The organism is Vibrio sp. HM8-C (genome assembly GCF_058630515.1).
Genome location: NZ_JBMMKS010000014.1, coordinates 1 through 26,606, shown reverse-complemented (window position 1 = coordinate 26,606; position 26,606 = coordinate 1). Strand labels below are relative to the sequence as shown.

Here is a 26,606-nt window from a genome sequence, read left to right as displayed (position 1 = left end):
GCACTAAATAAACCACAGGCTCTAAATGTCTAACTACATTACCCCAAGCCAGATCGCTCTGCGTCAACTTGCGTACTTTGAAAACAAGAAAGTACTTGTTGCCGGAGAGGCGGAAGATCTGTTTCCTGTCGAACTCGCTAAACACTGCGCTTCTGTTTCTGTGTTCACGACCAACTATGGTTACTATCGCCAACTTGAATCAAAATCAGCGATTAGCGTCCATTTTGGTGCTGAACTTGAACATGACATTGATGCTGATATGGTGCTGTTGTACTGGCCTAAAGCAAAAATGGAAGCGGAATATCTGCTTGCTATGTTGATGGCGAAACTTGGTGTAAATACAGAAATCGTCGTTGTTGGTGAAAACAGATCTGGTGTTAAAAGCATTGAAAAGATGTTTGAAAACTACGGCAGAATAACAAAATTCGACTCAGCCCGTCGCTGTTCATTTTATTGGGGACAATGTTTAGAACAACCAAAAGCTTTTCAAATCGACGAATGGTTTAAATCTTATTCTGTTCAATATCAACAACATGAACTCACCATTCGCAGCTTACCAGGCGTATTTAGCCACGGTGAATTTGACCTAGGTAGTCGACTACTTTTAGACACTTTGCCAAATCTAGAGGGCAAGGTTCTTGATTTTGGCTGTGGCGCAGGTGTGCTAGGTTGTGTGATGGCGAAGCTCAATAGTGATATATCGCTAGAAATGTGTGACATCAGTGCGCTAGCCGTCCGCTCAAGCGAAGAAACCCTAAAGGCAAACAGTCTATCTGGTCGTGTCTTTGCGTCAGACATCTATTCAGATACTGCGACTGACTACAATTTCATTGTCACAAATCCACCTTTCCATGCAGGTTTAGATACTAGCTACAATGCAACTGAAACGCTTTTGGAAAAGTCACCAAGTCATTTACGCTCTGGCGGTGAACTGTTCGTTGTTGCCAATAGTTTCTTGAAATACCCTCCAATTATTGAGCAATCACTAGGTAATTGCGAGACGTTAAATAAGACCAGTAAATTTGCTATTTATCACGCTAAAAAAGCCTAACATTTGGTTACAAATTAACTAAAAGTGAGCCTATGACCACGATTTAAGTGGGACTTACTTGTCAAAGAAAAAAAACTTGTTAACTTCTGCGTAACTGTTTTTTTGTCGATCACATAACTTGCAGGTTTGCCTGCAAGTTTCATTGAAAGAAATCTCTTTGATATGTTCAGGTTTTATCGCAGACAAAAGTTTAAACGCTTACAAAACACCTTAATGCTAGCCTTTCTGGTGCTGAGCATTACCCCTCTGACCGTTACAGCAATCTTCTTCCTGAAGTCTCATATTGATGATCTTCAAGAACAAAGCACTTCTCACCTTCTGTCTGTTCGAGATACTAAACAGCAGCAAGTTATCGACTATCTCAATGCTAAAGAATCAGAAGTGATGGGATTTGTTCGCTCAGAACTCGCATATGCCAGTGGCGGTCGATTTTACGGCTTAGTGAACGCGTTTTCTCGCTTAGGTGAAGATATGGAACAAGCGAGAGAGAATGCGCAACAAAGATATATTCTTGGATCCGGCGATCAAGTAAAGACGTCTGTTCTTCCTCAATCAAACAGCTACGTTGGCAGTGAACGTTACCGCCTGTTGCATAAACGCTACCACTGGGCGTATATGGAGCTACTTAAACGCTCCGATTTCGATGATATTTTATTGGTCGATTTAAACGGAAATGTAACCTACTCCATCAATAAGAACGAGGAGTACGGTACTAACCTGTTTTCAGGGAAGTTCAAAGATGCCAATCTTGGGCAAACCTTTCAGCGGTTAGAGAAAACCGTTTCTGAGCATCGAGAAGATAACGAAGACTTTACCCCCGTAATTCTTTCAGACTTCATCGAAGAAAATGGTCAGCAATACGCTTGGTTTGGCGCCCCTATTATCCAACAAGGCTATTTGCACAGCTACGCGATGTTCCGCTTGCCAAACAAAGGCATTACTAAGCTCATCGCCGACAGCAGCAATTCAGCTATGCAAACACTGCTTGTAGGACAAGATCATCGCTCGCTAACGCTTTCGTACTTACAAGACGAAATTGATAAAAGCGGTGAAGTCATCAATTTAGCGCTATCAGGCAAAATTGATGTAGGCACTTATACCGATACTCTCGGTGAGAAAAACATTGCAGCTTACGCACCCATCAATCTTAAAAATACACACTGGGCCATCATTGTTGAGCTACCAGAGAAAGAGGCCTTTGCACGTGTTAACCAGCTAGAAAAGCTGTTCATATTAGCCATGCTCACCGCCATCGTATTGGTAGTCATCGCCTCTCATATGCTTTCAAATTTCATTACAGCTCCGTTATTGAGGCTCACTTGGGCTGCTGAGCGTGCCTCTGCCGGCGATCTCGATGAAAGCATGATTAACACTGAACGCAAAGACGAAATCGGTCGACTTGCTATCAGTTTCGAGCGTATGCAGCGCTCCATCCGTGAAAAAATCCAGCTCATCAAATCGCAAAACAGTGAACTGGAAAAAAACATCCAAATTATTCGTAAACAAAACGAAGAGTTGCAGCTAGCCAACAAACTCAAAGACGAGTTTCTAGCGACAACCTCTCACGAATTAAGAACGCCATTACACGGCATGATAGGCATTGCTGAAGCACTGATTTCTGGTGCAAACGGCCCTATTACGTCTGACCACAAATACCAGTTAGATATTATCGCCACCAGCGGTCAACGCCTTGCTCGCCTAGTGGACAACTTACTCGATTATCACAAGATGCGTTATGGTGATTTGGATATTCAGTGCAATGCGGTTGATCTTTCTAGTTCGACACGTCTAGTGCTAGAACTCTCTAACCATCTACTTGGTAAAAAACCGATTAGGATCATCAACCAGATATCAGACAATCAGTTCTGGGTATCGGCCGATCCTCAACGCCTAGAGCAGGTGCTATATAACCTTATCGGTAATGCGATCAAATACACCTCGGAAGGTAAAATTGTCATTTCAGCGTCATTAATCGATGACCAAGTTCGAGTTCAAGTTGTAGATACTGGACAGGGCATTCCTGCGGATCAGTTAGAACATATTTTTGAACCGCTTATTCAAGGGACAATAGATACAAACCGTTATCGCCAAGGTTCAGGACTCGGTTTATCCATCAGCCGTCAACTGATAGAACTGATGAATGGTACCCTTTATGTAAGTAGCCAGCCGCTAGTTGGCACCACATTTAGTTTCACATTACCTATTGCTTCAGTTGAAGAGATAGAGCAAGCCAAACTGACCGAACAACCACACTTCCAAGCACCAGATATTGGCGAAGTTGAACTGCCAGACACGAGTAATTTGCCGGAAAACCACGATGGTCCATTGTTATTGGTTGCAGATGACGAACCCGTGAACCTTCGTATTCTGGACAGTTTCTTAAGATTAGAAGGTTATCGTGTCCGTACGGTCGCAGACGGAAATGAAGTGCTTAAAGCGGTAGAAAAAGAGAAACCAGAGCTATTACTGCTCGACATCATGATGCCGGGTATGAGTGGCTATCAGGTTTGTGAAAAGCTAAGAGAAACATATAGTCTGACTGATTTACCGATCATCATGCTCACCGCTTTAAATCAAACAGAAGACCGATTGAGAGGTTTTGCGGCAGGCGCAAATGACTACTTGTCGAAACCTTTCAATAAAAAGGAACTGGCAGCGAGAATCCACGCTCATATGGCGGCAAGCCAAGCAGAGCAAAGACGATTAGAAAACCTTGAACTGCAAAATGAGCTCAAACAGAGAAATATCGTTGAAGCGGATTTACTAGAGACACAAGAGCGGCTTTTAGAACAGCTTGAATCTGCACATGAAGCCATTGTTTGTCTAAAAGAAAACAACAAGATTCTGTTTGCAAACCAAGCTGCATCCAGACTCTTTAAACGAACTCAAGAGCAACTTAAACGCTCCAGTGCTGAAGAGCTGTTTTCCCATAAACATCTCAATATTGCTCAAGAACATTATTGTGGTGAAGTGGACATTTTTGTTGGTGATTCACGCCTTCGCCTACCCGCAGATATTCTCAGACTACCGAAGAGTTCTGGAATGCAAGCGATTTACATATTAAACGTCGGTGGAGCTCAGAGCGCGCAAAGGATACAGAATTTAGAAACAGCGGTGGATGCACTATCAAGCTACGCATTCAGCGGGGATAAAGAGAGGCTGCAGCAACTAAAAGAACTCGGCGGTGAATTTACCCGCATTGCTGATAAAGCCGAAGGCGACAACCAATCGAAGCAAGAATTAATGCGAACAGTGCTCGTTGATGCGATGACCAGTGCGCTCAACTATTGGGAGAAAGCTCCGGGTCAATCTAAGTTCACCTTCGCCGAGCAAAGTGGTCTGTGGCGTGTCTATCTCGACCGAAGCACACTGCAAACCCGAACACTTGATAAGTACCTGCGAGTAGAAACAGTACCGAAAACGCCGCGCTGGCGTACTGTGCTGAACTCTCTCGATTACATCCTTGAGCATCATAACGAACCTGGGTCAGAGCGCCTTCATTTAGAGGCTTTGCGTAATAAGCTTCAGAAGTTGATCGCTTCAATGTAGAACGCAGTTCTATGTTTCATCACTTATGTTGAAACAGTTCAATTCACTTTAGCCCACAGCTGTGGGCTATTTTATTGCTACCCACAATTTTCTATTCACCACTGTTTTCTACTCACTACTATTTTCTACTCACGACGTTTCGCCACTAACGACGTTTACCAGCAACTATTTTTTACCAGCAACTAAAAGCAGCAGTCACCTTTACCTTTAGATCTAAGCTGCCTCTAGGTACGTGTTATACCGCTTCTACGTTGCAAATATCCATGAAGAACCATACCAATAGCGTTCTGCATTAAAACCTTTACCTCTCCCATCGCCTAAATACTCTCGTAGATATGTGGGAGTTTAAGCACTACCAAATTCGTTTCAATAAAGTTAATTAACAAAGAAAATTAACCATCCAAAATTGAGCCTAATCAGATAGAATTGACGTGTATCGATGCTCCAAAAATTCAAAAAATAAGGTAAAAAAGAAGGAATTATTTGTCTCTGGGATATCAATCACAACAATTCGCCAGAATTAATTTCCAAAGACAAATTAACGAGAAAAAGTGGTAGTGACAATCCTCTCACTTTATAGAAAACGCAGAAAACACTTTTTAAATAAAGAATAAAAACGATAGTGACCACTAACAAAAGACAAAAACCCACCATAATTAAGCGGTTTTACACCTTTCAATAAGCGGTCAAAATAGCATCAAACATAAAGAGTTTTGACGTTAATGACGGAGATGGGTGAAGTTTTGACGTTTTTAACGAGAAATGAGTTTGCTAAAAACTCATACAAGGTGTTTTCTTACCTCAGCCAACGGTTTACAGGCCACTCATATCCACCAAGCTCCTCCGCTGGTGGAACTCAATATGAGGTAACCCCTTGGAAATTGTTCATCCAATGATGAAATTCATATCCATTCGTGAAATGAAGCAAACAGTAAGGAACAGCTATGCTTGCCAATATTAAAAAGACAGCACTCGCAACAGCCGTTATCGCTGGAGCAATTAGCGTCTCAGCTCCTGCATTAGCCCGCAGTGAGCTAACCATAGTGCCTGATTTTTACCCAACTATGGTTCGTAACTTCAACCCATACTTAGCAACAAACCTACGTACGACAACTGACTTTATCTATGAACCATTAGTTATTTTCAACGAGATGAAAGGCAACACTCCGGTGATGCGTCTTGCTGAAAGCTACAAAATGGCTGACGACCTAATGAGCGTGACATTTAACGTTCGTAAAGGTGTGAAATGGTCTGATGGCGAAACGTTTACTGCTGATGACATCATCTATTCTTATCAACTACTAAAAAACAAACCTGAGCTTGACCAACGTGGTATCAACAAATGGGTTAAGAGTGTAGAAAAAGTAAATGAATACACCGTACGCTTCCAACTGACTGAAGCGAACTCAAACGTACCATACGAAATTTCGCTTGTACCGATCGTAGCTGAGCACATCTGGAAAGATGTCAAAGAACCAACAACTTTCACCAATGAAAACCCTGTTGGTACAGGTCCATTCACTGAAATCGATACCTTCACTCCGCAACTTTATGTTCAGTGTCGCAACCCGAACTACTGGGATGCAGCAAACCTAGAAGTTGATTGTTTACGTGTTCCACAAATCGCAAACAACGACCAACTACTGGGCAAAGTCGTTAACTCTGAGCTGGATTGGACTTCATCTTTCATTCCTGACATTGATCGTACCTATGCAGCAGCAAGTCCTAACCACCACTACTGGTATCCAGCATCGGGTACTCAAGCATTCGTGGTTAACTTCAAAAACCCTGATGCAGCGAAGAATGAAGCATTAACTAACGTTGATTTCCGTCGCGCATTCTCTATGGCGATTGACCGTCAAACGATTATCGACATCGCATTCTACGGTGGCGGTACAGTGAACGACTTCGCATCGGGCTTAGGTTACGCATTTGAAGCTTGGTCTGATGAAACCGTACACAACAAGTACAAAGGCTTTAACACATACGATGCTGAAGGCGCGAAAGCACTTCTTGCGAAAGCAGGCTTCAAAGATGTAAACGGTGACGGCTTTGTAGACACGCCATCTGGTAAATCTTTTGAGTTGTTAATTCAATCTCCAAACGGTTGGACAGACTTCAACAACACTGTGCAACTGGCGGTTGAGCAGTTAACTGAAGTGGGTATCAAAGCGAAAGCACGTACTCCTGAGTTTGCGGTTTACAACGAAGCAATGCTGAAAGGTACTTACGATGTAGCATACACAAACTACTTCCACGGTGCTGACCCTTACCTATACTGGAACAGTGCATATAACTCAGCACTTCAAGGTGGTGAAGGTATGCCTCGCTTCGCAATGCATTTCTACAAAAACGATAAGCTAGACGGTCTACTAGATAGCTTCTACAAAACAGCGGATAAGAACGAGCAGGTACAAATTGCTCACGGTATTCAGAAAATCATCGCTGAAAACCAAGTCACTATCCCTGTATTGTCAGGAGCTTGGATGTACCAATACAACACCACTCGATTCACTGGTTGGTGGAGCGAAGACAACCCGAAAGGTCGTCCAAGTGTTTGGGCTGGTATCCCAGAGCGTCTACTACACGTACTGGACTTAAAACCAGTTAAGTAAACGTTCATTCTTTGCGGCGTACCTCGTACGCCGCCTATTAAAAATCCCCACTATTTAAACAATTTATGACGCTCTGCGTCAGGGGATTTCTCGCTCTAAATTTCGCTAGCAATCAGAAACACACTGGGTGAGTAAGGTGTAAGTTATGGGTTATTTTTTAAGACGTTTGTCATTTTATTTTGCCGCGCTGCTTGTCGCAGCCACCATCAATTTCATTATCCCGCGAGCAATGCCTGGTGACCCAGTTACCATGATGTTTGCTAACGCAACCACGCAAGTAACACCAGAGCGTATCGAAGCTATGAAACAATTGCTTGGCTTCGTAGATGGTCCTTGGTACGTACAATACATCACTTATATGAAGAGTATCTTTAGCTGGGAGCTAGGTACTTCAATTAAGTTCTACCCTTTGAGCGTTAATGATCTTTTAGGTAGTGCATTTGGCTGGTCACTTTTTCTAGCCGGTACTGCCGTCATTATCTCTTTCTCAATCGGCTCAATTCTCGGCATCTTTGCTGCGTGGAAACGTGGTAGCCGCTACGACACTTTTATCACTCCGGGAATGTTGGTTATCCAAGCAGTGCCACAAGTCGTTATCGCAATGCTTGCCATGTTCATCTTCGCTATCGGTCTGAAGTGGTTCCCAACAGGTTACGCATACACAGCAGGTACAATGCCTGACTGGACAAGCTGGGCATTTATTAAAGATGTGGGCTATCACGCCATACTGCCTCTTGTCTGTGCGTCTATCGTTCAAATCGGCGGTTTCTTGGTCAACATGCGTAACAACATGATCAACTTACTGGCTGAAGACTACATCACGATGGCGAAAGGCAAAGGTTTGAGCGAAAACCGTGTTGTTTTCAACTATGCCGCGCGTAACGCATTGCTACCGAGTGTAACAGCGCTTTCTATGTCATTAGGCATGGCGATTGGTGGTCAGCTCATCATCGAAATCATTTTCAACTACCCGGGTCTTGGCACTGTGCTATTTAACGCCATCACTGCCCGTGACTACCAAGTTCTGCAAGGTCAACTTCTTATCATGACTCTGTTTATGCTGTTCTTTAACCTGCTCGCAGACATGCTTTATGTCGTACTCGACCCTCGTCTACGTAAGGGAGGTAAATAATCATGAAAGCACTTTGGAAACTTTTATCGGGTAACCGAGTAGCCATGATTGGCGTTGCCATACTGTCGATGTTCTTATTTATCGCAATTGCAGCACCTTTGATTACAAAACATGCCCCCGACAAACGTACAGGTAACCCACATGAATATCCTACGTTTGTAGTGAAAGCGGCGAAAAGCGATCCCAATGGTTGGGTTGCTGAAAACTTCGCAACCGACAGAAGAACATTGGCGATGTCGAAGAAAGCAGATCATACCCTTGGTACGACTCGTATGGGTCGTGACGTATGGGCGCAGGTCGCTTACGGTGCTCGCGTATCACTAGCAGTCGGCTTCGGTGCGGGTATCACAGTTTGTTTTCTGGCGACCATCATCGGTGTTTCCGCTGGTTACTTCGGTGGCAAGGTCGATGATTTTTTAACAGCAGCAATGAACATCATGCTGGTTATTCCTCAATATCCGCTGCTGTTCGTGGTTGCAGCTTTCATTGGAGAAGCTGGTCCTCTAACCATATCCCTCATCATAGGGTGTACCTCCTGGGCATGGGGTGCTCGTGTGGTACGAGCTCAGACGCTAGCACTGCGTGAAAAAGAGTTCGTCAAAGCCGCTGAAGTATTAGGTGAGAGTTCATGGCGCATTATCTTCGTTGAGATTCTTCCAAACCTTATTTCAATTGTCGGCGCCAGCTTCATCGGTTCAGTGATGTACGCAGTAATGATGGAAGCCACTATTTCCTTCCTAGGTTTAGGTGATCCGAACACCATCAGTTGGGGCATCATGCTTTACAACGTGCAAACCTCTTCATCTATGCTGGTTGGCGCTTGGTGGGAACTACTAGCTCCGTGTCTATCACTGACTCTGCTAGTAACTGGTCTGGCACTGCTTAACTTCGCAGTGGACGAAATTGCAAACCCACAATTGCGCTCTCACAAAGGGATGAAACGTTGGAAGAAACTCGCTCAGCAAGACAAATCAGCGCGCGAGCCTAACTTGCCACCTCAAAATGCACTTTGGAGCGGAGACAAATAACATGACAGCACCACTTATCTCAATCCGCAACTTATGCGTGGACTACATTACTGACGCTGGTGATGTACGCGCCTGTAACAACGTTAGCTTTGATATTGCACCGGGCGAAGTCTTTGGCTTAGCTGGTGAATCAGGTTGTGGTAAATCAACCGTTGCATTCTCGCTAATGCGTCTACACAAGCCGCCAGCGTTTATTACCGGTGGTGAAGTGATTTTCAATGGCGAAGACATCCTTCAGTACAGCGATGACAAAATGCAGTCATTCCGTTGGAGCCAGATGTCGATGGTATTCCAAAGCGCCATGAACGCACTTAACCCTGTATTGCGTATGGAAGAGCAGTTCTGTGATGTGATTATGCGCCATACCAATTTGACTCGAGAGCAGGCAAAACGCCGCGCTGAAGGTCTGTTGGAAATAGTGGATATTCACCCTAGCCGCTTAAACGACTACCCACACCAGTTTTCTGGAGGTATGCGTCAGCGCTTAGTGATCGCGATTGCGTTAGCGCTTAACCCGAAGATGATCATCATGGATGAGCCGACCACGGCACTTGATGTGGTTGTTCAGCGTGAGATTCTGCAAAAGATCTATGCGTTAAAAGAAGAGTTCGGCTTCTCTATTTTGTTCATTACCCATGACTTGTCTTTGATGGTCGAGTTCTCCGACCGCATTGGCATCATGTATTCCGGTGAACTGATTGAAGTAGCTCCTTCAAAAGAGATTCTACAAAGCCCGTTCCATCCTTACACCAAAGGATTGGGTAGTTCATTTCCACCATTAACAGGACCAAAAACCAAGCTCACAGGTATTCCGGGGAACCCTTTGAACCTACTGGAAATCCCACAAGGCTGCCGTTTCCAAGCGCGCTGTGATCGTGTCCATGAAACCTGTACCAAAGTGTCGACTCTACTTCGTCAAATTGAGCCGGGACGTTATTCAAATTGCCACCTTTACGGTGAGCCGATTGCACAGGTAAAGCTCTAGTTTGAGTTGGTTACGGTCAAGCTATTCGCAAAGTTAGGGGTGGAGAAAAATATGAATATCCAAAACGAAAATCTATTAATTGAAGGGAAGAATCTGGTCAAAGACTTCCCGATCAACAGTAATACGCTGAAACAACCGATGATGCGCGCTATCAACGACGTGTCATTCAAAATGTATAAAAGTCGCGGACTTTCAGTGGTCGGTGAATCAGGCTCTGGCAAATCCACTACAGCCAAAATGATCGCCAAAATGTACGCACCGACTTCAGGCAACATTGAGTACAAAGGTCGTGATATTCAAGAGATCAAATCTCGTTCTGATCTGATGCATTACCGCGAGGGAATCCAAATGGTTTGGCAAGATCCATTCGGTTCACTTAACCCAACGCACACCATTTTTCACCATATTGCCCGCCCACTTTTAATCCATAAAAAAGTGAAGCCTGGCAATAAGAAAGAGCTTCAAGAACGCGTGTATGACTTGCTGGAACAGGTTGGTTTAATTCCACCTAAAGAGACAGCAGAAAAATATCCGCACCAGCTTTCTGGTGGTCAGCGTCAGCGTGTCAACTTAGCTCGCAACATCGCGGTGGGTGCTGAAGTGGTGCTCGCTGATGAACCGACTTCGATGCTCGACGTCTCGATTCGTGCTGGCGTGTTAAATCTGATGGAAGAGATGAAATTTGAGAAAAAAATGTCTCTTCTCTATATCACGCACGACATCGCAACCGCTCGCTACATTGCAGAAGATCTCGCCGTTATGTATGTCGGTCATATGGTGGAATGGGGTGATACCGAGCAAATCATTCACGATCCGCAACATCCATATACCCAGCTACTGGTTTCAGCGGTTCCGGATCCAAAGAAATCGATCCACGAAAAACTAAAAGGCAACAAAGGTGAAATCCCATTGTGGACTCCAGCCTCTGTGGGCTGCCCGTTTGCTGGACGCTGTACCCATGCCACCAGCAAATGCCGTGAGCAATTGCCGGCGGTGACGCAGCTGGCAGAGAATCACTTCGTCCGCTGTTATTTATACGAAAACTAAAAACCTATACAAAAACTAAACATTAACAATAACTTATAGGTTTTCCTTCGTCTTGGGCAAACCTGATGTATTAAGAAAGCTAGCACTGCCTTTACAGTGCTAGTCAAGAAAGGCAACTGGAGACCTAAATGCAGTTACTGATCAACCACATTGGCTATGAAACATTTGGACCAAAACAGGCGGTGCTTTTGAGTCAAACCTCAGAGCTACACCCTACTTTTGCTCAACTTGTTTGCAGTTATAGCCATAAGACTGTCGCTCAACTCAAAATTGAGCGACACGGTAAAGTGGCGAATTGGCATCAAGGGTATTTTCATCGCATCGACTTTTCTCCGTTTACTGGGGAAGGCAGCTTTTACTTACGTGTTGAAAACTCTCAATCTGAAAGTACTCAATCTGAAGTTTTTACGATTGCTCAAGGTCTACTGATGCAGCGTACTTTTTCCGATGTGCTGCATTATTTTAAGTCACAACGCTGTGGCGGAATTTTTGACAAGCAAGATAAGTCTGTACCTCTACTAGGCACATCATCCACTGCCGATGTGCATGGAGGCTGGTACGACGCTTCAGGTGACGTTAGCAAATATTTAAGTCACCTTTCTTACGCTAACTATTTGAATCCACAACAAACCCCCATTGTGGTATGGAACCTGTTCAAAGGGTTAGCGCTTTTAGACCATCGCTCGGAGTTTGCTGCATTTTCTCGCACTCGCCTTAAGGAAGAGGCGTTGTTTGGTGCTGATTTCTTAGTTCGTATGCAGCACTCCGAGGGATTTTTTTACATGACCGTTTTCGACCAGTGGAGTAAAGACATCAAGCGCAGAGAGATCTGTGCTTATGAAACTCAGCAGGGTCACAAATCCAACGATTATCAAGCAGGCTTCCGTCAAGGCGGTGGTGTGGCTATTGCAGCGCTTGCAAGGGCTGCAAGGGCTGCAAGATGCGATATCCACGGTGAATACACCAGTGAAGACTATCTAAATGCTGCTGTGAAAGGCTATTGGCATTTAAAAGAATACAACACTCATTATCTCAACGACGGTATAGAAAACATCATCGATGAATACTGCGCATTACTTGCAGCATGCGAGTTGTATCGCTCTGTATCAGAAGAAGACTCAAAGCAGACTTACTTACAAGAAGCAAGAAACTGGGCTGAACGCTTATCTGCAAGACAGCAAGTCGACGAAAACTATCTTAACTTCTGGTCAGCAAACGAAACCGGTAGTCGACCTTACTATCATGCTGCAGAAGCTGGGCTTCCTGTCATTGCACTGTGTGAATACCTTGATATCGAACCTTGCGCAGAGCGTTTCGCATCGGTTCAAACAACCGTACAGCAATCATGCTTGTTTGAACTAACCATTACTTCTTCAGTACGCAATCCGTTTGGTTATCCACGTCAATATGTCAAAGATGTAGATGGCGACAAACGTAGCGCATTCTTCATTTCACAAAACAACGAAACTGGCTATTGGTGGCAGGGCGAAAACGCCCGTCTGGCTTCGCTTGCAGTCATGGCTTATCAAGTACAGCCGTACTTAAAAGACCAACAACTACAACACAAACTGCTGAGCTTTGCACAAGATGCTCTGAACTGGGTACTTGGCTTAAACCCATACGATATGTGCATGCTAGACGGGCACGGGCATAACAATCCGGACTACTTACCACATCTTGGATTCTTTAATGCTAAAGGCGGTGTCTGTAATGGCATTACCGCAGGGTTTGAAGATCCAGAAGATATTGCCTTCAATCCCGAAAAGCAGAAAGACGACATGATGCAAAACTGGCGATGGGGAGAACAATGGATTCCTCATGGAGCTTGGTACTTACTGGCGATCATGGGCCAGTTTGAGCATTACAAATCGGCTGGGTGCGAGCAGTCAAAGGAGACATGTCATGAGTAACTACTATGTGGGCATTGATGGTGGCGGTACTTCCTGTCGAGCTCGCATTCGAGATGCAGAAGGCAACCTAATTGGCGAGGGTAAAAGTGGCAGCGCGAATATCCTGCTTGGGGTAGACATTGCCTTGCGTTCCATCATTGAAGCTATCCGCATAGCGGCAAAGCAAGGTGGTCTAGACGAGACTCACTTACACAGAATGCATGTGGGACTTGCGTTAGCGGGAGCAGAACAAAAATCGGCATGGTTTGCTTTTATGCAGCAACCATACCCTTTTGCATCCATCACATTAAACACCGATGCATACGGAGCTTGTTTAGGTGCTCACAATGGTCAGGACGGCGCCATTATGATTGCGGGTACGGGCTCTTGCGGCATTTTACTTAAAGATGGGCAACAGCATGTGGTGGGTGGCAGAGAGTTCCCAATTTCAGACCAAGGCAGCGGCGCCATGATGGGCTTAAGCCTGATTCAGAAGGTGATTCTGACACAAGATGGCATTCGCCCTCACACTAAGCTGAGCCAGCACGTGATGGAGCATTTTGATAATGACGTAGACCAAATTGTTGAATGGTCTAAGTCCGCGCTTCCCCGTGATTATGGTCAGTTTTCGCCAGCCATTTTTTCTTATGCGCAGCAAAACGATGCCCTTGCTGTTGAACTGCTTAAAGAAACAGCAGCAGATATCGAAATGTTCTTAAACGCTCTCCAGCGCAAAGGCGCAGAGAAAATTTGCCTGATGGGCAGTATTGCTGAACGTATTTTGAATTGGCTATCCCCGACAGTTCAGCATTGGATTGTTACCCCCCAGTTCGACGCTATAGAAGGCGCACTGATGTTTGCTGGCAAGCCAGCGCACAATTTGTATTAGAAGAAGTTGTATTAAGAGAATTTCTATTAAGGGTTGATGATGAACTATCGAATTGACTTTGCTGTACTTTCAGAACAGAAAAATGATTGCCGATTTGGGCTGACGCTGCATAACTTAAGCGAGCAAGATCTTGCTGACTGGTCATTGCACTTCATCATGGATCGCTTTATCCAGCCAGACAGTGTCTCCAACGGCGAACTGCATCAAGTAGGCAGTTTTTGTAGCCTTACGCCAAAACAAGCGGTTTTACCCGCAAATGGTCACTATTACTGCGAATTCCGCATTAAAACAGCACCATTTCGTTTTTATAGTGACGGCATAAAAGAAGCGTTTGTACAGCTTAATCATGCCGAAGCTACCGTCCGCTATGACGTCGCGGTTACACCAATTGTTCTGGCTTCCCCTTATCAAGAACGCAGTGAAATACCGCAAACGCTACAAGCCGAGCTATGTTTGATTCCTAAACCGAATCGTATAGAAAGACTTTCTGGAAGCTATTTGCTAGCAACCACCAGCCAGATCACGCTGCAATCAACACAAGCAGAACAAGCTGCAATATGGCTGCAACAGGAACTCAAAAGTCTGTATGAGTTCGAACCACAGCCAATTGGCAACGCTGACATTGTGTATCAAATCAATCCTATTCTGGATGAAGAACATTATCAGTTAACCGTTACTAGCCACGGTGTACTGCTAGAAGCAAGTAGCCATGTGGGTTTTGTTCATGCGTCAGCAACGTTATTGCAGTTAGTCCAACGCACACAAAGTGGCTTGTTCATACCGTACGTCAAAGTCACTGATGCACCTCGCTTTAAATACCGAGGCATGATGCTCGATTGCGCTCGACATTTTCATCCTGTTGAACGTGTAGAACGCCTCATCAATCAATTGGCTCATTACAAATTTAATACCTTTCACTGGCATCTCACTGATGATGAAGGCTGGAGAATTGAGATCAAATCACTGCCTCAGCTTACCAATATCGGGGCTTGGCGTGGCGTAGACAAAGAGATTGGTCCGCAATTCAGTACGGCGACGGATCAGCACGGTGGCTATTACACCCAAGAAGAGATCAAACGAGTGATCGCTTTTGCGCAAGTTCGTGGGATCACCGTTATTCCAGAGATCGACATTCCCGGTCATTGCCGCGCTGCGATCCGTTCACTCTCTGAATGGCTGCTCGACACCGAAGATCGTTCTGAATATCGCAGTATTCAAAATTATAACGACAACGTGTTGTCCCCTTCGTTGCCTGCCACTTATCGATTTTTGGATCTGGTCCTTGAAGAGGTTTCAGCACTGTTTCCAAGTCAATTCATTCACATTGGTGCTGATGAAGTTCCAGATGGAGTCTGGATTAACAGTCCTAAATGTCAGGCATTGATGGACGAACATGGGTATCAGGACGCGAAAGAACTACAAGGACATTTACTGCGATACGTTGAGAAGAAATTACGTTCTTTAGGCAAACGCATGGTGGGCTGGGAAGAAGCTCAGCATGGCAACAAGGTGAGCAAAGATACCGTTATCTACTCTTGGCTGTCAGAGCAAGCCGCGCTGGACTGCGCGAAGCAAGGCTTCGATGTGATCTTGCAGCCGGGTCAGTACACCTATCTCGATATTGTTCAAGATTATGCCCCTGAAGAACCGGGGGTGGCATGGGCAGGTGTGACACCTTTAGAACGCGCTTATGGCTATGAACCTTTGGAGGAAGTACCTGCCGATCACCCAATTCGCAAACGCATATTAGGTATGCAAAGCGCGTTGTGGTGTGAACTGATTAACGACCAATCACGTATGGATTACATGCTCTACCCTCGACTTACCGCTCTGGCAGAGGCTGGCTGGACGCAAAGTGCTTTACGTGACTGGACAGACTATCTCGCTCGCCTAAAAGGACACTTACCTTTGCTCGAAAAGCAAGGCATCCATTATCGAGCCCCTTGGAAATAACAATTTATTTTGCCTTCCCTTTCAAATTCAAAGCAAGGGATGGAAACAAGCACATATTCATTTTCGCTAGCATCGACATTGGCTGCGTTATTCGCAGTTTTTAGAAAAAGGAAATCACCATGAAATACGGCTATTTCGATAACGACAATCGTGAATACGTCATCACTCGTCCAGACGTTCCAGCGCCATGGACGAACTATTTAGGTACGGAAAAATTCTGCAGCGTTATCTCTCATAACGCCGGCGGTTACTCATTTTATAACTCGCCAGAATACAACCGAGTGACCAAATTCCGCCCTAATTTCACGCAAGATCGTCCGGGGCATTACGTCTATCTACGTGACGATGAAACTGGTGATTTTTGGTCTGTCTCTTGGCAACCTGTAGCAAAGAGCCTAGACCAAGCAGATTATGAAGTTCGCCATGGTTTGTCTTATTCAAAATTCAAGTGTGACTACAACGGAATTGTCGCAACCAAAACTCTGTTTGTACCAAAAGGTGAAGATGCAGAAGTCTGGGATGTCGTCATTGAAAACACCTCTGATCGCCCTCGGACTATCAGTGCATTTAACTATGTTGAGTTTTCATTTAGTCACATTAAATCGGACAACCAAAACCATCAAATGTCGCTTTACTCTGCTGGCACTGATTACAAAAATGGTGTGATTGAATACGACCTCTACTACAACACTGACGATTTCCTTGGCTACTACTACCTAACCGCAACGTTTGATGCTGATAGCTATGATGGGCAACGCGATACTTTCTTAGGTATGTACCGCGATGAAGCAAACCCTATTGCTGTAGAGCAAGGCAAATGTTCTAACCTCACTCAAACCTGCTACAACCACTGCGGTGCTCTGCATAAGCAATTCACGCTACAACCGGGTGAACTAGTACGTTTTGCTGTGGTACTAGGCGTTGGTAAAGGCAATGGCGAAAGACTTCGTGCCAAATACCAAGACCTAACTGAAGTGGATAAGGCGTTCGCTGCTATCAAACAACACTGGGATGAACGTTGTGACAAGTTCCAGGTGAAGTCACCAAACGAAGGTCTAAACACCATGCTTAACGCTTGGACTCTCTATCAAGCGGAAACCTGTGTGGTATGGTCTCGCTTTGCCTCCTTTATTGAAGTGGGTGGACGTACCGGTCTTGGCTACCGCGATACTGCGCAAGACGCAATCTCTGTACCTCATACCAACCCAAATATGACGCGCAAACGCTTAGTGGATCTTCTACGTGGACAAGTAACAGCAGGCTATGGCTTACACCTGTTTGATCCAGACTGGTTCGATCCAGAAAAAGCCAACGTAAAACCTTCTAAATCTCCGACGGTTGTTCCAACACCTTCTGACGAAGATAAGATCCACGGCATTAAAGATACCTGTTCAGACGACCATTTATGGATCGTTCCGACCATTCTTAATTACGTTAAAGAAACCGGCGATTTCAATTTCATTGATGAAGTCATTCCTTACGCCGACGGCGGTAACGCAACGGTTTACCAGCACATGATGGCAGCGTTGGATTTCTCAGCAGAATACGTAGGGCAAACAGGAATCTGTAAAGGTCTGCGAGCTGACTGGAACGACTGTCTGAACTTAGGCGGTGGTGAATCAGCAATGGTTTCTTTCCTTCACTTCTGGGCGCTTGAAGCATTCCTAGAATTGGCGAAATACCGTAATGACAATCAAGCGGTAAGCAAATACCAAGCGATGGCAGACGGTGTACGCGACGCATGTGAAACCCACTTATGGGATGGACAGGGCGAATGGTATATCCGCGGTCTGACCAAAGATGGCGACAAAATCGGTACCTTTGAACAATTGGAAGGCAAAGTTCATCTTGAATCGAACTCGCTAGCGGTTCTATCTGGTGCGGTATCGCAAGAGCGTGGCGAGAAAGCGATGGATGCTGTGTACAAATATCTGTTCTCACCATACGGCATACATCTCAATGCTCCATCCTTTGCAACACCAAACGATGACATTGGTTTTGTGACCCGTGTTTATCAAGGCGTAAAAGAGAACGGCGCTATTTTCTCTCATCCAAACCCTTGGGCTTGGGTAGCGGAAGCTAAGTTAGGTCGTGGCGACAGAGCGATGGAATTCTACGACGCCCTAAACCCATACAACCAGAACGATATAATTGAGACTCGCGTAGCTGAGCCATATTCCTATGTACAGTTCATCATGGGACGTGACCATCAAGATCACGGTCGAGCAAACCACCCATGGCTCACAGGTACATCTGGCTGGGCTTACTATGCAGCGACTAACTTCATCCTTGGTGTACGCACTGGTTTCGATACTCTGATTGTTGACCCATGCATTCCAACTTCATGGCCGGAATTTGAGGTGACACGCCAATGGCGCGGTGCAACTTACCAAATCAAGGTTCTGAACCCGAATGGCGTAAGCAAAGGCGTAACCTCAATTAAGGTGAATGGTGAGCAGGCAGATGTCATCAACGCTCAACCGCAAGGCAGCGTTAACCAAATCACAGTGGTAATGGGCTAATACACGCTTTGCGTTAAGCGTAAGTGGATATTGATAAACAAACCCTATGTGCCATGGATGGCACATCGAAGCTCCATGGACGCTTGTTTATGAACAAATAAATGCCTGTTTGTTTTCAATATCCGCTCTAAGCAAGTCCAATAAGGAGAATAGAACATGATTCAATTTGGTACCGGCGGCTGGCGCGCTTTCATTGGTGAAGAATTCACGAAAGACAACGTTCGTTTAGTTGCGCAAGCGTTAGCCAATATCATCAATAGCGAAAATGTCGCCAATGAAGGCTTTGTGATTGGTTACGACCGCCGCTTCCTTTCAGATAAAGCAGCTAAATGGTTTGCAGAAGTGTTGGCTGGTAACGGGATTACAGTCAGTTTTATCGACAAATTCGTACCAACACCAGTGGTGATGTATAAAGCGAAACAGCTCGACTGCGCATACTCAGCTTGTATTACTGCCTCTCACAACCCAGCTGATTACAATGGCGTAAAAGTATTTATACGTGGCGGACGCGATGCCGATGAAGTAATCACTAACAAGATCGAACAACAAATAGCACAACTAACCTTATCGGCTGTACGTGCAGTGGAATTTGATCAAGCACTTCAAGACAAGCTAATTATCGTGATCAACCCAATGAATGAATTTGTCGATTCGATCATCGACTTTATCGATATCGAAGCGATCAAAAAAGCCAACTTACGCGTGTTGATCGATCCTATGTTTGGCGTAGCGAAAAACGCTCTGCAAACGGTGTTGATCAATGGTCGCTGCGATGTGGATGTGATCAACGATGGTAAGAACCCTGATTTTGGCGGATTAATGCCATCGCCAAGTGCGACCACCTTGTACCGACTACAACACTTAGTTAAAAATGAAGGTTACGACATTGGTATCGGGACTGACGGTGATGCGGACCGCCTTGGCATCATTGATGAAAAAGGTAACTTCATTCACCCTAACGAAGTGTTGATGCTGCTGTATTACTACCTGCTTGAATACAAAGGCTGGAAAGGCTCAGTAGTACGCAATATCGCCACTACGCATCTGTTAGATAAAATCGCAGCTGATCACAACGAAAAGAGCTTTGAGGTTCCTGTAGGCTTTAAGCATATTAGCTCACAAATGGAAGCGGATGATTCACTGTTAGGCGGTGAAAGCTCTGGCGGTTTAACCATTCGTGGTCATATCAAAGGCAAAGATGGCGTGTTTGCCTCAAGCTTGCTGGTTGAAATGATCAGCGTGACAGGTAAGAAGCTTTCAGAGATGCTGGATGAAATATATCAACGCTATGGCTATGCCTACACCGCCGAAGGTGACTGCAAATTTAAAGCAACAGAGAAGCAAGCTCTGTACAACAAAATCTATATTGAAAAGCAATTACCGCACTTTGAGTTTGAAATAGAAAAAGTCAGCTACGAAGATGGCGCAAAAGTCTATTTCAAGAATGGTGGTTGGGTCATTGCCCGTTTCTCAGGCACAGAACCTTTGCTGCGTATATTTGCAGAGATGGAAGACAAGCCGACTGCGGAGCGAGTATTACTGCAGATGAAGACATTTTTGTCTTTGTAAGGATATTCAAATAAGCAAATGACTTAGTCAGCGTTCCTCAAAGTAGTTGGCGTTGCAGCTAGGCGGCAAGTGAGTGAATCCCCATGAGCATAGATTTCTATTTCGTTTATAAATAGATTGTGATTGGGGTTTACTCAGGCAGCCAACAACGCTGCAGCGTCAAATACGAAGAGGATCAGAATGCGAGAATACCCTGCTCATCAATTTCCACGACAACTTTTTGTCCTACAGAGATTGGCTGAGAAGATGTCGCAAGAAGCTTAGTACCATGGACATCAATCACGTATCGACAGTGATCGCCCATAAACTGCTGCTCTAAAACCGTTACTTCGCCATCGTCGGACGCTTGAATCAATACCTGTTGAGGACGCAGCAATAAGTCGCAACTATTGCCGACTGAAATATCCACCTGCATTTGTGCTTCTAGTGTCCCTAAAGCGGTAACAAACAGACCATCAGTATTACGCGTCGCAGGTAAGTAGCTACCACCACCAAGGAAATCAGCGACAAACTTACTCGACGGCTGATAATAAAGCTCTGAAGCCGTGCCATATTGCTCAATCACACCGTGATTCATTACTGCCATTTTATCAGCGAAAGCGAAAGCCTCTTCACGAGAGTGGGTCACGAAAATAGCTGTTACACCCTGCTTTTTAAAGATTTTACGAATCTCGGCGATCAAATCGTGGCGTACTTGCGTATCAATATTTGAAAAAGGCTCATCAAGCAAAAGCAGGTCTGGTTTATAGGCCAGTGAACGTGCAATCGCGACGCGCTGTTGCTGACCACCGGAAAGCTGGTGTGGGTAACGATCACCAAAACCACTGAGGTGAACCAGTTCCAACATATCCTGCACTTTACTACTACGTTCAGAAGCAGGTAGCGAGCGAAGGCCAAAGCCAACGTTCTCTTCTACCGTTAAATGTGGGAACAGAGCGTAATCTTGGAAAATCATACCGATATTGCGCTTTTCAGGCGCTAACCAGTTTGCTCCGTCATCAATAGTGACGCAATTCAAGCTCATGTGCCCTGAAGTCAAAGGCAATAACCCAGCAATCGCTTTAAGCAACGTTGTTTTACCGCATCCACTCGCACCAAGCAGACAAACAATTTCACCTTGGTCGACTTCAAGTGAAAGAGATTCCAACACAGTTTGAGTATCGTACTGACAAGTCAGCTCTTGAATGGAAAGTGCGCAGCTCATCAGTGGTTTTGCTCCAAAGAACGGTTAACAATAACTAGAGGTATTAAACCAACTAATACCAACAAAACGGCGGGCAAAGCAGCAAGTTCTAAATGCTCATCCGAAGCATAGTTATAAACATACGTTGCCAGCGTTTCGAAATTAAATGGACGCAGAAGCAATGAAGCATTGAGTTCTTTCATCGATTCGATGAACACCAGCAAACCAGCAATCAAAGCACCACGTCGTACTAGCGGAAAGTGGACTCGCCACAACATGCTGTTAGCCTGACACCCCATAGTGCGTGCGGCCATATCCAGTGAAGGGGAAATCTTATTGAGGCTGCTCTCAATACTGCCGATAGCGATGGCAGAGAAACGTACCAACATCGCAAAAATAATCGCGAACATAGTGCCAGAGAATATCAGTCCCGGTCTCCCCCACTGCATCGCTTTCGCTATGTCATTGACAGTGTGATCCATGGTGAGAACTGGCACCATAACACCAATAGCGAGCACAGTTCCCGGAACCGCATACCCCATGGAAGACAGGCGCATCAAAGCGACGCTAAAACGATTTTGTTTCAAGCGAGCATAGAAGTTTAGAATCAAGGCGACAGTAACAGCCACTATCGCTGCAGTTAGCGACACTTTGAGACTGTTAATCGCATATTCTCGGAACTCTGCCGTCCAGCTTTGTTCGAAATAAGTGTATGCATAACTGAGAAGTTGTAGCAGTGGGAAGATAAAGGCAGTAGCCACTAATCCCCAACACCAGAACATAGCAAACCACTTTTTCCAACCGCTTAGTTGATAACGAAAATCTTCATGGCTATTGAATTGAGTCTGATACAGCTTTTGCTTACGGCGACTGTAACGTTCCGCACTCAGCAATAACAGCACGATGACCAGCATAATGGCTGAAATTTTGGCAGCGGCATTAAGATTGGAGTAGTTGAGCCAAGTGTCATATACCGCAGTTGTTAATGTGCTGATTGCAAAATATTTAACGGTGCCGAAATCCCCGACGGTTTCCATCGCCACCAGCGATAATGCAACAGCAATAGAAGGGCGAGCCAAAGGCAAAGAGATACGTCTAAAACTTTCCCATGGGGAGCATTTTAGTAATCGAGCCGACTGTAGTAGAGAAACGTTCTGTTCCATAAACGTAGCTCGACACAATAAGTAAACGTAAGGATAAAGCACTAAAGCCAGCACGATGCTGGCTCCGGTTAAACTTCGGATATCAGGAAACCAATACTCACCCGCCTGCCAACCAGTTAACTCTCGGAGCCACATCTGAACAGGTCCCGCATAATCAAACCAGCCGGTAAAAATATAGCCAACGATGTATCCGGGAATGGCTAATGGTAACACTAACGCCCATTGGAGAACCTTTTCCCCCGGCAGCTTACACATCGCCATAATCCAAGCACTTGGTATACCAAACAAAAGGGATAAAGCCATCACACTAGCGGTGAGAATGACGGTATTTTGCGCGTAGGTGGGCATCACCGTTGCCATTAGATGAGCAAAGACGTCATCGGTATGACCAACAGCGGTAAAGAATATCGCTAAGATCGGCAAAACCAGCAGGGTTGCTAGAACAACACTACTGGTTTTCCATATAAGATGTTTTTCTTTCATTGCCTATTACAACAAGACAATTTGAGATGCATCAACATGTGCAAAGACATCTCATATCGCTTTTAAAAATAGGGGAAAAATTCCCCCCTCGAACACATTAAAGGTCAAATTTTACTTCATCAAGTAACTTGATTGCTGCTGTATGGTTATCAGCAATCTTTTCTAAAGGTAGTGTATCTGACTTAAACTCGCCCCAAGATGCCACAAGTTCTGAACGCTTCACACCCGGTTTCACAGGGTATTCGAAGTTAACTTCTGCGTACATGTGCTGAGCTGTTTCACCCGTTAGGAATTCCATTAGTTTTACAGCATTATCACGGTTTGGAGCGTATTTAGCCATTGCCATACCGCTCACGTTCACGTGTGTACCTTGAGCGTTTTGGTCTGGGAAGTTGATGTATACCGATTCCGCCCAGCTCTTTTGCTCTTTGTCTTCAAGCATTTTACCCAAGTAGTAGCTGTTACCTAAAGAAAGATCGCATAGACCTTCTTTAATAGCACGAACTTGGTCACGGTCATTACCTTGTGGTTTACGAGCTAGGTTCGCTTTTAAGCCTTCTAACCATGTTTTTGTTTCTGCTTCGCCGTGGTTAGCAATCATGGCTGCAACCAAAGCGATGTTGTATGGGTGCTTACCACTACGAGTACAGATTTTACCCTTATATTCAGGCTTAGCTAAATCAAGATAGTTAAAGTCATTGCCCAATTTGCCTACGCGATCACGTGAAGAATAAACACTACGTGTACGAATCGTTAAAGCAAACCATTCTTCGTTACTATCACGGTATTGTGCTGGGATATTTTCATCAATAACAGAGCTGTTAACTGGTTGAGTTAACTTCTTATCAGACAATTCAAACAAACGGCTAAACTCTGAAGTTAATACCACGTCCGCAGGACTGTATTCACCTTCTTGTGCTAACTTTTCTGCAATACCTTCATTAGCAAACTTCACATTAACTTTAATGCCCGTCTCTTTAGTGAACTCTTTAAACATTGGTTCAATGAGGAAAGGTTGGCGGTAAGAGTAAACATTCACTTCCTCTGCTGCCATAGCAGACGGAGCTAAAACGCTTAACGCAAGTGCAGAAAGTGTGAGCATCTTTTTCATCGTTTAAACCTAATAAGTAGTGATAATGATAACGTTTTTTATTTCGATAAATTATATTAACCGTTTTTCCCGAACACAATCGTAAATAATAAAAAACCTGCCACAGGGGCAGGTTTTTTCGACGAGGATCTAAGTATTAATTATTTAATTACTGAGAACTCAGGATACGCTTCAACACCACAGTCGTGCATATCCATACCTTCTTGCTCTTCTTCTTCAGAAACGCGGATACCCATTGTTGCTTTTAGGATAGACCAAACAATCAAGCTTGCTGCGAATACCCAACCAAAGATAACTACTGCGCCTAGAAGCTGAGAACCAAATGTTGCATCTGCGTTGCTTAGTGGAACAACCATTAGACCGAAGAAACCACACACACCGTGTACAGAGATTGCACCCACTGGATCATCGATTTTTAGTTTATCTAGAGCAATGATACTGAACACTACAATTGCACCAGCAACCACACCGATAGCTACAGAGTATAGTGGTGATGGAGATAGTGGATCTGCAGTGATAGCAACTAGACCTGCTAACGCACCGTTAAGGATCATAGTTAGGTCTGCTTTACCCCAAGTTGTTTTACAAACTAGTAGTGCCGCAATCGCACCTGCTGCTGCTGCTGCGTTAGTGTTTAAGAAGATTTTGCCGACAGCAGTTGCGTTTTCGAAGTCAGAAACCATCAACTGAGAACCGCCGTTGAAGCCAAACCAACCGAACCATAGGATAAGTGTACCTAGAGTAGCAAGTGGCATGTTTGAACCTGGAATTGGGTAAACTTCACCGTTTTTGCCGTATTTACCTTTACGAGCACCTAGTAGGATTACTCCAGCTAGAGCTGCTGCTGCACCTGCCATGTGTACGATACCAGAACCTGCGAAGTCACTGAAACCTGCGTCAGATAGGAAACCGCCGCCCCAAGTCCAGTAACCTTCCATAGGGTAGATGAAAGCTGTTAGAACTACAGAGAAGATTAGGAATGCCCATAACTTCATACGTTCAGCAACTGCACCTGAAACTACAGACATCGAAGTTGCAACGAATACTACTTGGAAGAAGAAATCCGACTCTAGAGAGTGGTCAGCGCCTTCAGCTTGTGAACCGATTAGCGTACCGAAAGAAGGTAACCAACCAGCTTCTGCGTTATCTACGTACATGATGTTGTAACCAACGATTAAGTACATAGTGCACGCGATAGCGTAAAGCACAAAGTTTTTAGTCAAAATTTCAGTGGTGTTTTTTGAACGAACTAGACCAGCTTCTAGCATCGCAAAACCTGCTGCCATCCACATTACTAGTGCGCCTGAAATTAAGAAGAAGAAAGTATCCAGTGCGTAGCGTAACTCCGCTACAGTTACTGACAGTTCCATAATAGTTGTCTCCAATCCCTGATTCTTAAAGTGCTTCTACGTCCATTTCGCCAGTGCGAATACGAACAGCATGACTTAAGTCATAAACAAATATTTTACCGTCACCAATTTTGCCTGTGTGAGCAGCTTTGATGATTGCTTCAACAACGCGATCTACGTTGTCTGCTTGTGTTGCGATCTCGATTTTTACCTTAGGTAGGAAATCCACTTGGTATTCCGCACCACGGTAAAGCTCTGTGTGACCTTTTTGACGACCGAAGCCTTTTACTTCTGATACTGTCATCCCTTCGATGCCAACATCAGCTAAAGCTTCGCGTACATCGTCAAGTTTGAATGGTTTGATGATTGCGTTTATGAGTTTCATCGCGTCCTCTCTGAAGCTGTAGTCCATTAACTCTAATCCCATTCTAGTAATCCAAGGTACGTGCCAACTTTTTAACTTATTGATACAAAAGGATTTAATGTGATATTTGTGCAAAAAAAAGAAAGGGTCGCACAAATATTGTGCAACCCTTTCCCAAAAATAATGCGTTTAAGTCATTCTTCACCACATAAGTGCACGCTTCAAAAGCAACACATCTAATAGGTTTGGATGAACTCACTCCATTGTCTCATCATTGATTCAAAGTCTTCCAGACCACATTCTGCCGTACTTTCACTGTCGTAGAGCTCAAATTCACTTTCAAACTCAATATCATGGCTATAGCCCAAAGTGTTTTCCTGAACCGTCACTTCACTCCCTATAACAGAGAGAGATATCTCTTTTCCAGCCAGTTTCCACTCTTTTGCTGGACTTTGGTGCACTTGGTTAAGTAACGAAAACACTTGCTCGATCTTTGTGCGATCTTTGCCAATCTCTTCTTGTAGCCAGCGAGCGATCACTTGATGTTCCATATTACAACTGACGTAATACTCACCCATTAATGTGTTTTTCGTAAATTCAAATTCCATCGGATTGATACCAAACAAACCTAATTTTGCGTGGAGTATACCTGCCTCACTATCTTGTTACGAGAACGTTTATGACGAGAAAGGATACGAGAATGTCTAAGGTAATTATTAACAGA

18 protein-coding genes are annotated in these 26,606 nt (G+C 44.6%); 12 read left to right on the top strand and 6 right to left on the bottom strand.

The window, feature by feature from the left end; translation table 11 throughout:
- Positions 1 to 25 precede the first annotated feature (25 nt).
- The 12 genes from rsmC (at position 26) to ACOSVQ_RS15480 (ending at position 20,229) form a co-directional block, all read left to right on the top strand.
- Positions 26 to 1,051, top strand: a complete 1,026-nt coding sequence (rsmC, locus tag ACOSVQ_RS15535; protein WP_491983412.1) for a 16S rRNA (guanine(1207)-N(2))-methyltransferase RsmC — start codon at positions 26 to 28, stop codon at positions 1,049 to 1,051.
- A 162-nt stretch (positions 1,052 to 1,213) separates the two neighbouring features.
- The gene (locus ACOSVQ_RS15530; protein ID WP_491983411.1) at positions 1,214 to 4,600 is read left to right on the top strand and encodes a response regulator; all 3,387 of its coding nucleotides are present in this window, start codon (positions 1,214 to 1,216) and stop codon (positions 4,598 to 4,600) included.
- A 944-nt stretch (positions 4,601 to 5,544) separates the two neighbouring features.
- Positions 5,545 to 7,215, top strand: coding sequence for an ABC transporter substrate-binding protein (locus ACOSVQ_RS15525; RefSeq protein ID WP_491983410.1), 1,671 nt, complete (start codon positions 5,545 to 5,547; stop codon positions 7,213 to 7,215).
- Positions 7,216 to 7,360: 145 nt separating this feature from the next.
- Positions 7,361 to 8,347 (top strand): ABC transporter permease, encoded by a 987-nt coding sequence (locus tag ACOSVQ_RS15520; RefSeq protein ID WP_165310346.1) that lies wholly within the window; start codon positions 7,361 to 7,363, stop codon positions 8,345 to 8,347.
- Positions 8,348 to 8,349: 2 nt separating this feature from the next.
- On the top strand, positions 8,350 to 9,375 hold the full coding sequence (locus ACOSVQ_RS15515; protein ID WP_491983409.1) for an ABC transporter permease: 1,026 nt from the start codon (positions 8,350 to 8,352) through the stop codon (positions 9,373 to 9,375).
- A 1-nt stretch (position 9,376) separates the two neighbouring features.
- On the top strand, positions 9,377 to 10,360 hold the full coding sequence (locus ACOSVQ_RS15510) for an ABC transporter ATP-binding protein (protein WP_165310344.1): 984 nt from the start codon (positions 9,377 to 9,379) through the stop codon (positions 10,358 to 10,360).
- A gap of 51 nt (positions 10,361 to 10,411) precedes the next feature.
- The gene (locus tag ACOSVQ_RS15505) at positions 10,412 to 11,407 is read left to right on the top strand and encodes an ABC transporter ATP-binding protein (RefSeq protein ID WP_491983408.1); all 996 of its coding nucleotides are present in this window, start codon (positions 10,412 to 10,414) and stop codon (positions 11,405 to 11,407) included.
- 128 nt (positions 11,408 to 11,535) lie between these two features.
- Positions 11,536 to 13,317, top strand: coding sequence for a glycoside hydrolase family 9 protein (locus tag ACOSVQ_RS15500; RefSeq protein ID WP_491983407.1), 1,782 nt, complete (start codon positions 11,536 to 11,538; stop codon positions 13,315 to 13,317).
- Positions 13,310 to 14,185 carry a glucosamine kinase nucleotide-binding domain-containing protein gene (locus ACOSVQ_RS15495; RefSeq protein ID WP_491983405.1) on the top strand — a complete coding sequence of 292 codons (876 nt, stop codon included), beginning with the start codon at positions 13,310 to 13,312 and terminating at the stop codon, positions 14,183 to 14,185. Before ACOSVQ_RS15500 ends, ACOSVQ_RS15495 begins: the two co-directional genes overlap by 8 nt.
- Before the next feature lie 39 nt (positions 14,186 to 14,224).
- Positions 14,225 to 16,138, top strand: a complete 1,914-nt coding sequence (locus tag ACOSVQ_RS15490; protein ID WP_491983404.1) for a beta-N-acetylhexosaminidase — start codon at positions 14,225 to 14,227, stop codon at positions 16,136 to 16,138.
- A 119-nt stretch (positions 16,139 to 16,257) separates the two neighbouring features.
- On the top strand, positions 16,258 to 18,660 hold the full coding sequence (locus ACOSVQ_RS15485; RefSeq protein ID WP_491983403.1) for a glycoside hydrolase family 94 protein: 2,403 nt from the start codon (positions 16,258 to 16,260) through the stop codon (positions 18,658 to 18,660).
- A 156-nt stretch (positions 18,661 to 18,816) separates the two neighbouring features.
- Positions 18,817 to 20,229: a phosphoglucomutase/phosphomannomutase family protein gene (locus ACOSVQ_RS15480; RefSeq protein WP_491983402.1), complete on the top strand. Its 1,413-nt coding sequence runs from the start codon at positions 18,817 to 18,819 to the stop codon at positions 20,227 to 20,229.
- 175 nt (positions 20,230 to 20,404) lie between these two features.
- Here the strand turns inward: ACOSVQ_RS15480 and ACOSVQ_RS15475 are convergent, their stop codons facing one another.
- The 6 genes from ACOSVQ_RS15475 to ACOSVQ_RS15450 form a co-directional block, all read right to left on the bottom strand.
- A complete protein-coding gene (locus ACOSVQ_RS15475; RefSeq protein WP_491983401.1) occupies positions 20,405 to 21,433 on the bottom strand; it encodes an ABC transporter ATP-binding protein in 1,029 nt (342 codons plus the stop codon).
- The gene (locus tag ACOSVQ_RS15470; RefSeq protein ID WP_491983400.1) at positions 21,433 to 23,058 is read right to left on the bottom strand and encodes an ABC transporter permease; all 1,626 of its coding nucleotides are present in this window, start codon (positions 23,056 to 23,058) and stop codon (positions 21,433 to 21,435) included. Before ACOSVQ_RS15470 ends, ACOSVQ_RS15475 begins: the two co-directional genes overlap by 1 nt.
- A 97-nt stretch (positions 23,059 to 23,155) precedes the next feature.
- The gene (locus ACOSVQ_RS15465; RefSeq protein ID WP_491983399.1) at positions 23,156 to 24,169 is read right to left on the bottom strand and encodes a Fe(3+) ABC transporter substrate-binding protein; all 1,014 of its coding nucleotides are present in this window, start codon (positions 24,167 to 24,169) and stop codon (positions 23,156 to 23,158) included.
- Positions 24,170 to 24,309: 140 nt separating this feature from the next.
- Positions 24,310 to 25,539 (bottom strand): ammonium transporter, encoded by a 1,230-nt coding sequence (locus ACOSVQ_RS15460; RefSeq protein WP_491983398.1) that lies wholly within the window; start codon positions 25,537 to 25,539, stop codon positions 24,310 to 24,312.
- A 25-nt stretch (positions 25,540 to 25,564) separates the two neighbouring features.
- Complete coding sequence (locus ACOSVQ_RS15455; RefSeq protein ID WP_102941092.1) at positions 25,565 to 25,903, bottom strand: P-II family nitrogen regulator; 339 nt, start codon at positions 25,901 to 25,903, stop codon at positions 25,565 to 25,567.
- Between the two features lie 215 nt (positions 25,904 to 26,118).
- Positions 26,119 to 26,490 (bottom strand): YacL family protein, encoded by a 372-nt coding sequence (locus tag ACOSVQ_RS15450; protein WP_491983397.1) that lies wholly within the window; start codon positions 26,488 to 26,490, stop codon positions 26,119 to 26,121.
- Positions 26,491 to 26,606: the final 116 nt, after the last annotated feature.

What these genes read in the sequence shown, in the direction of transcription:
- ACOSVQ_RS15505 (WP_491983408.1), top strand. Translation starts at nt 10,412, where the DNA reads ATGAATATCCAAAACGAAAATCTATTAATTGAAGGGAAGAATCTGGTC.
- ACOSVQ_RS15530 (WP_491983411.1), top strand. Translation starts at nt 1,214, where the DNA reads ATGTTCAGGTTTTATCGCAGACAAAAGTTTAAACGCTTACAAAACACC.
- ACOSVQ_RS15480 (WP_491983402.1), top strand. Translation starts at nt 18,817, where the DNA reads ATGATTCAATTTGGTACCGGCGGCTGGCGCGCTTTCATTGGTGAAGAA.
- ACOSVQ_RS15470 (WP_491983400.1), bottom strand. Translation starts at nt 23,058, where the DNA reads ATGAAAGAAAAACATCTTATATGGAAAACCAGTAGTGTTGTTCTAGCA.
- ACOSVQ_RS15450 (WP_491983397.1), bottom strand. Translation starts at nt 26,490, where the DNA reads ATGGAATTTGAATTTACGAAAAACACATTAATGGGTGAGTATTACGTC.
- rsmC (WP_491983412.1), top strand. Translation starts at nt 26, where the DNA reads ATGTCTAACTACATTACCCCAAGCCAGATCGCTCTGCGTCAACTTGCG.
- ACOSVQ_RS15515 (WP_491983409.1), top strand. Translation starts at nt 8,350, where the DNA reads ATGAAAGCACTTTGGAAACTTTTATCGGGTAACCGAGTAGCCATGATT.
- ACOSVQ_RS15460 (WP_491983398.1), bottom strand. Translation starts at nt 25,539, where the DNA reads ATGGAACTGTCAGTAACTGTAGCGGAGTTACGCTACGCACTGGATACT.
- ACOSVQ_RS15455 (WP_102941092.1), bottom strand. Translation starts at nt 25,903, where the DNA reads ATGAAACTCATAAACGCAATCATCAAACCATTCAAACTTGACGATGTA.
- ACOSVQ_RS15495 (WP_491983405.1), top strand. Translation starts at nt 13,310, where the DNA reads ATGAGTAACTACTATGTGGGCATTGATGGTGGCGGTACTTCCTGTCGA.
- ACOSVQ_RS15490 (WP_491983404.1), top strand. Translation starts at nt 14,225, where the DNA reads ATGAACTATCGAATTGACTTTGCTGTACTTTCAGAACAGAAAAATGAT.
- ACOSVQ_RS15475 (WP_491983401.1), bottom strand. Translation starts at nt 21,433, where the DNA reads ATGAGCTGCGCACTTTCCATTCAAGAGCTGACTTGTCAGTACGATACT.
- ACOSVQ_RS15520 (WP_165310346.1), top strand. Translation starts at nt 7,361, where the DNA reads ATGGGTTATTTTTTAAGACGTTTGTCATTTTATTTTGCCGCGCTGCTT.
- ACOSVQ_RS15500 (WP_491983407.1), top strand. Translation starts at nt 11,536, where the DNA reads ATGCAGTTACTGATCAACCACATTGGCTATGAAACATTTGGACCAAAA.
- ACOSVQ_RS15525 (WP_491983410.1), top strand. Translation starts at nt 5,545, where the DNA reads ATGCTTGCCAATATTAAAAAGACAGCACTCGCAACAGCCGTTATCGCT.
- ACOSVQ_RS15465 (WP_491983399.1), bottom strand. Translation starts at nt 24,169, where the DNA reads ATGAAAAAGATGCTCACACTTTCTGCACTTGCGTTAAGCGTTTTAGCT.
- ACOSVQ_RS15485 (WP_491983403.1), top strand. Translation starts at nt 16,258, where the DNA reads ATGAAATACGGCTATTTCGATAACGACAATCGTGAATACGTCATCACT.
- ACOSVQ_RS15510 (WP_165310344.1), top strand. Translation starts at nt 9,377, where the DNA reads ATGACAGCACCACTTATCTCAATCCGCAACTTATGCGTGGACTACATT.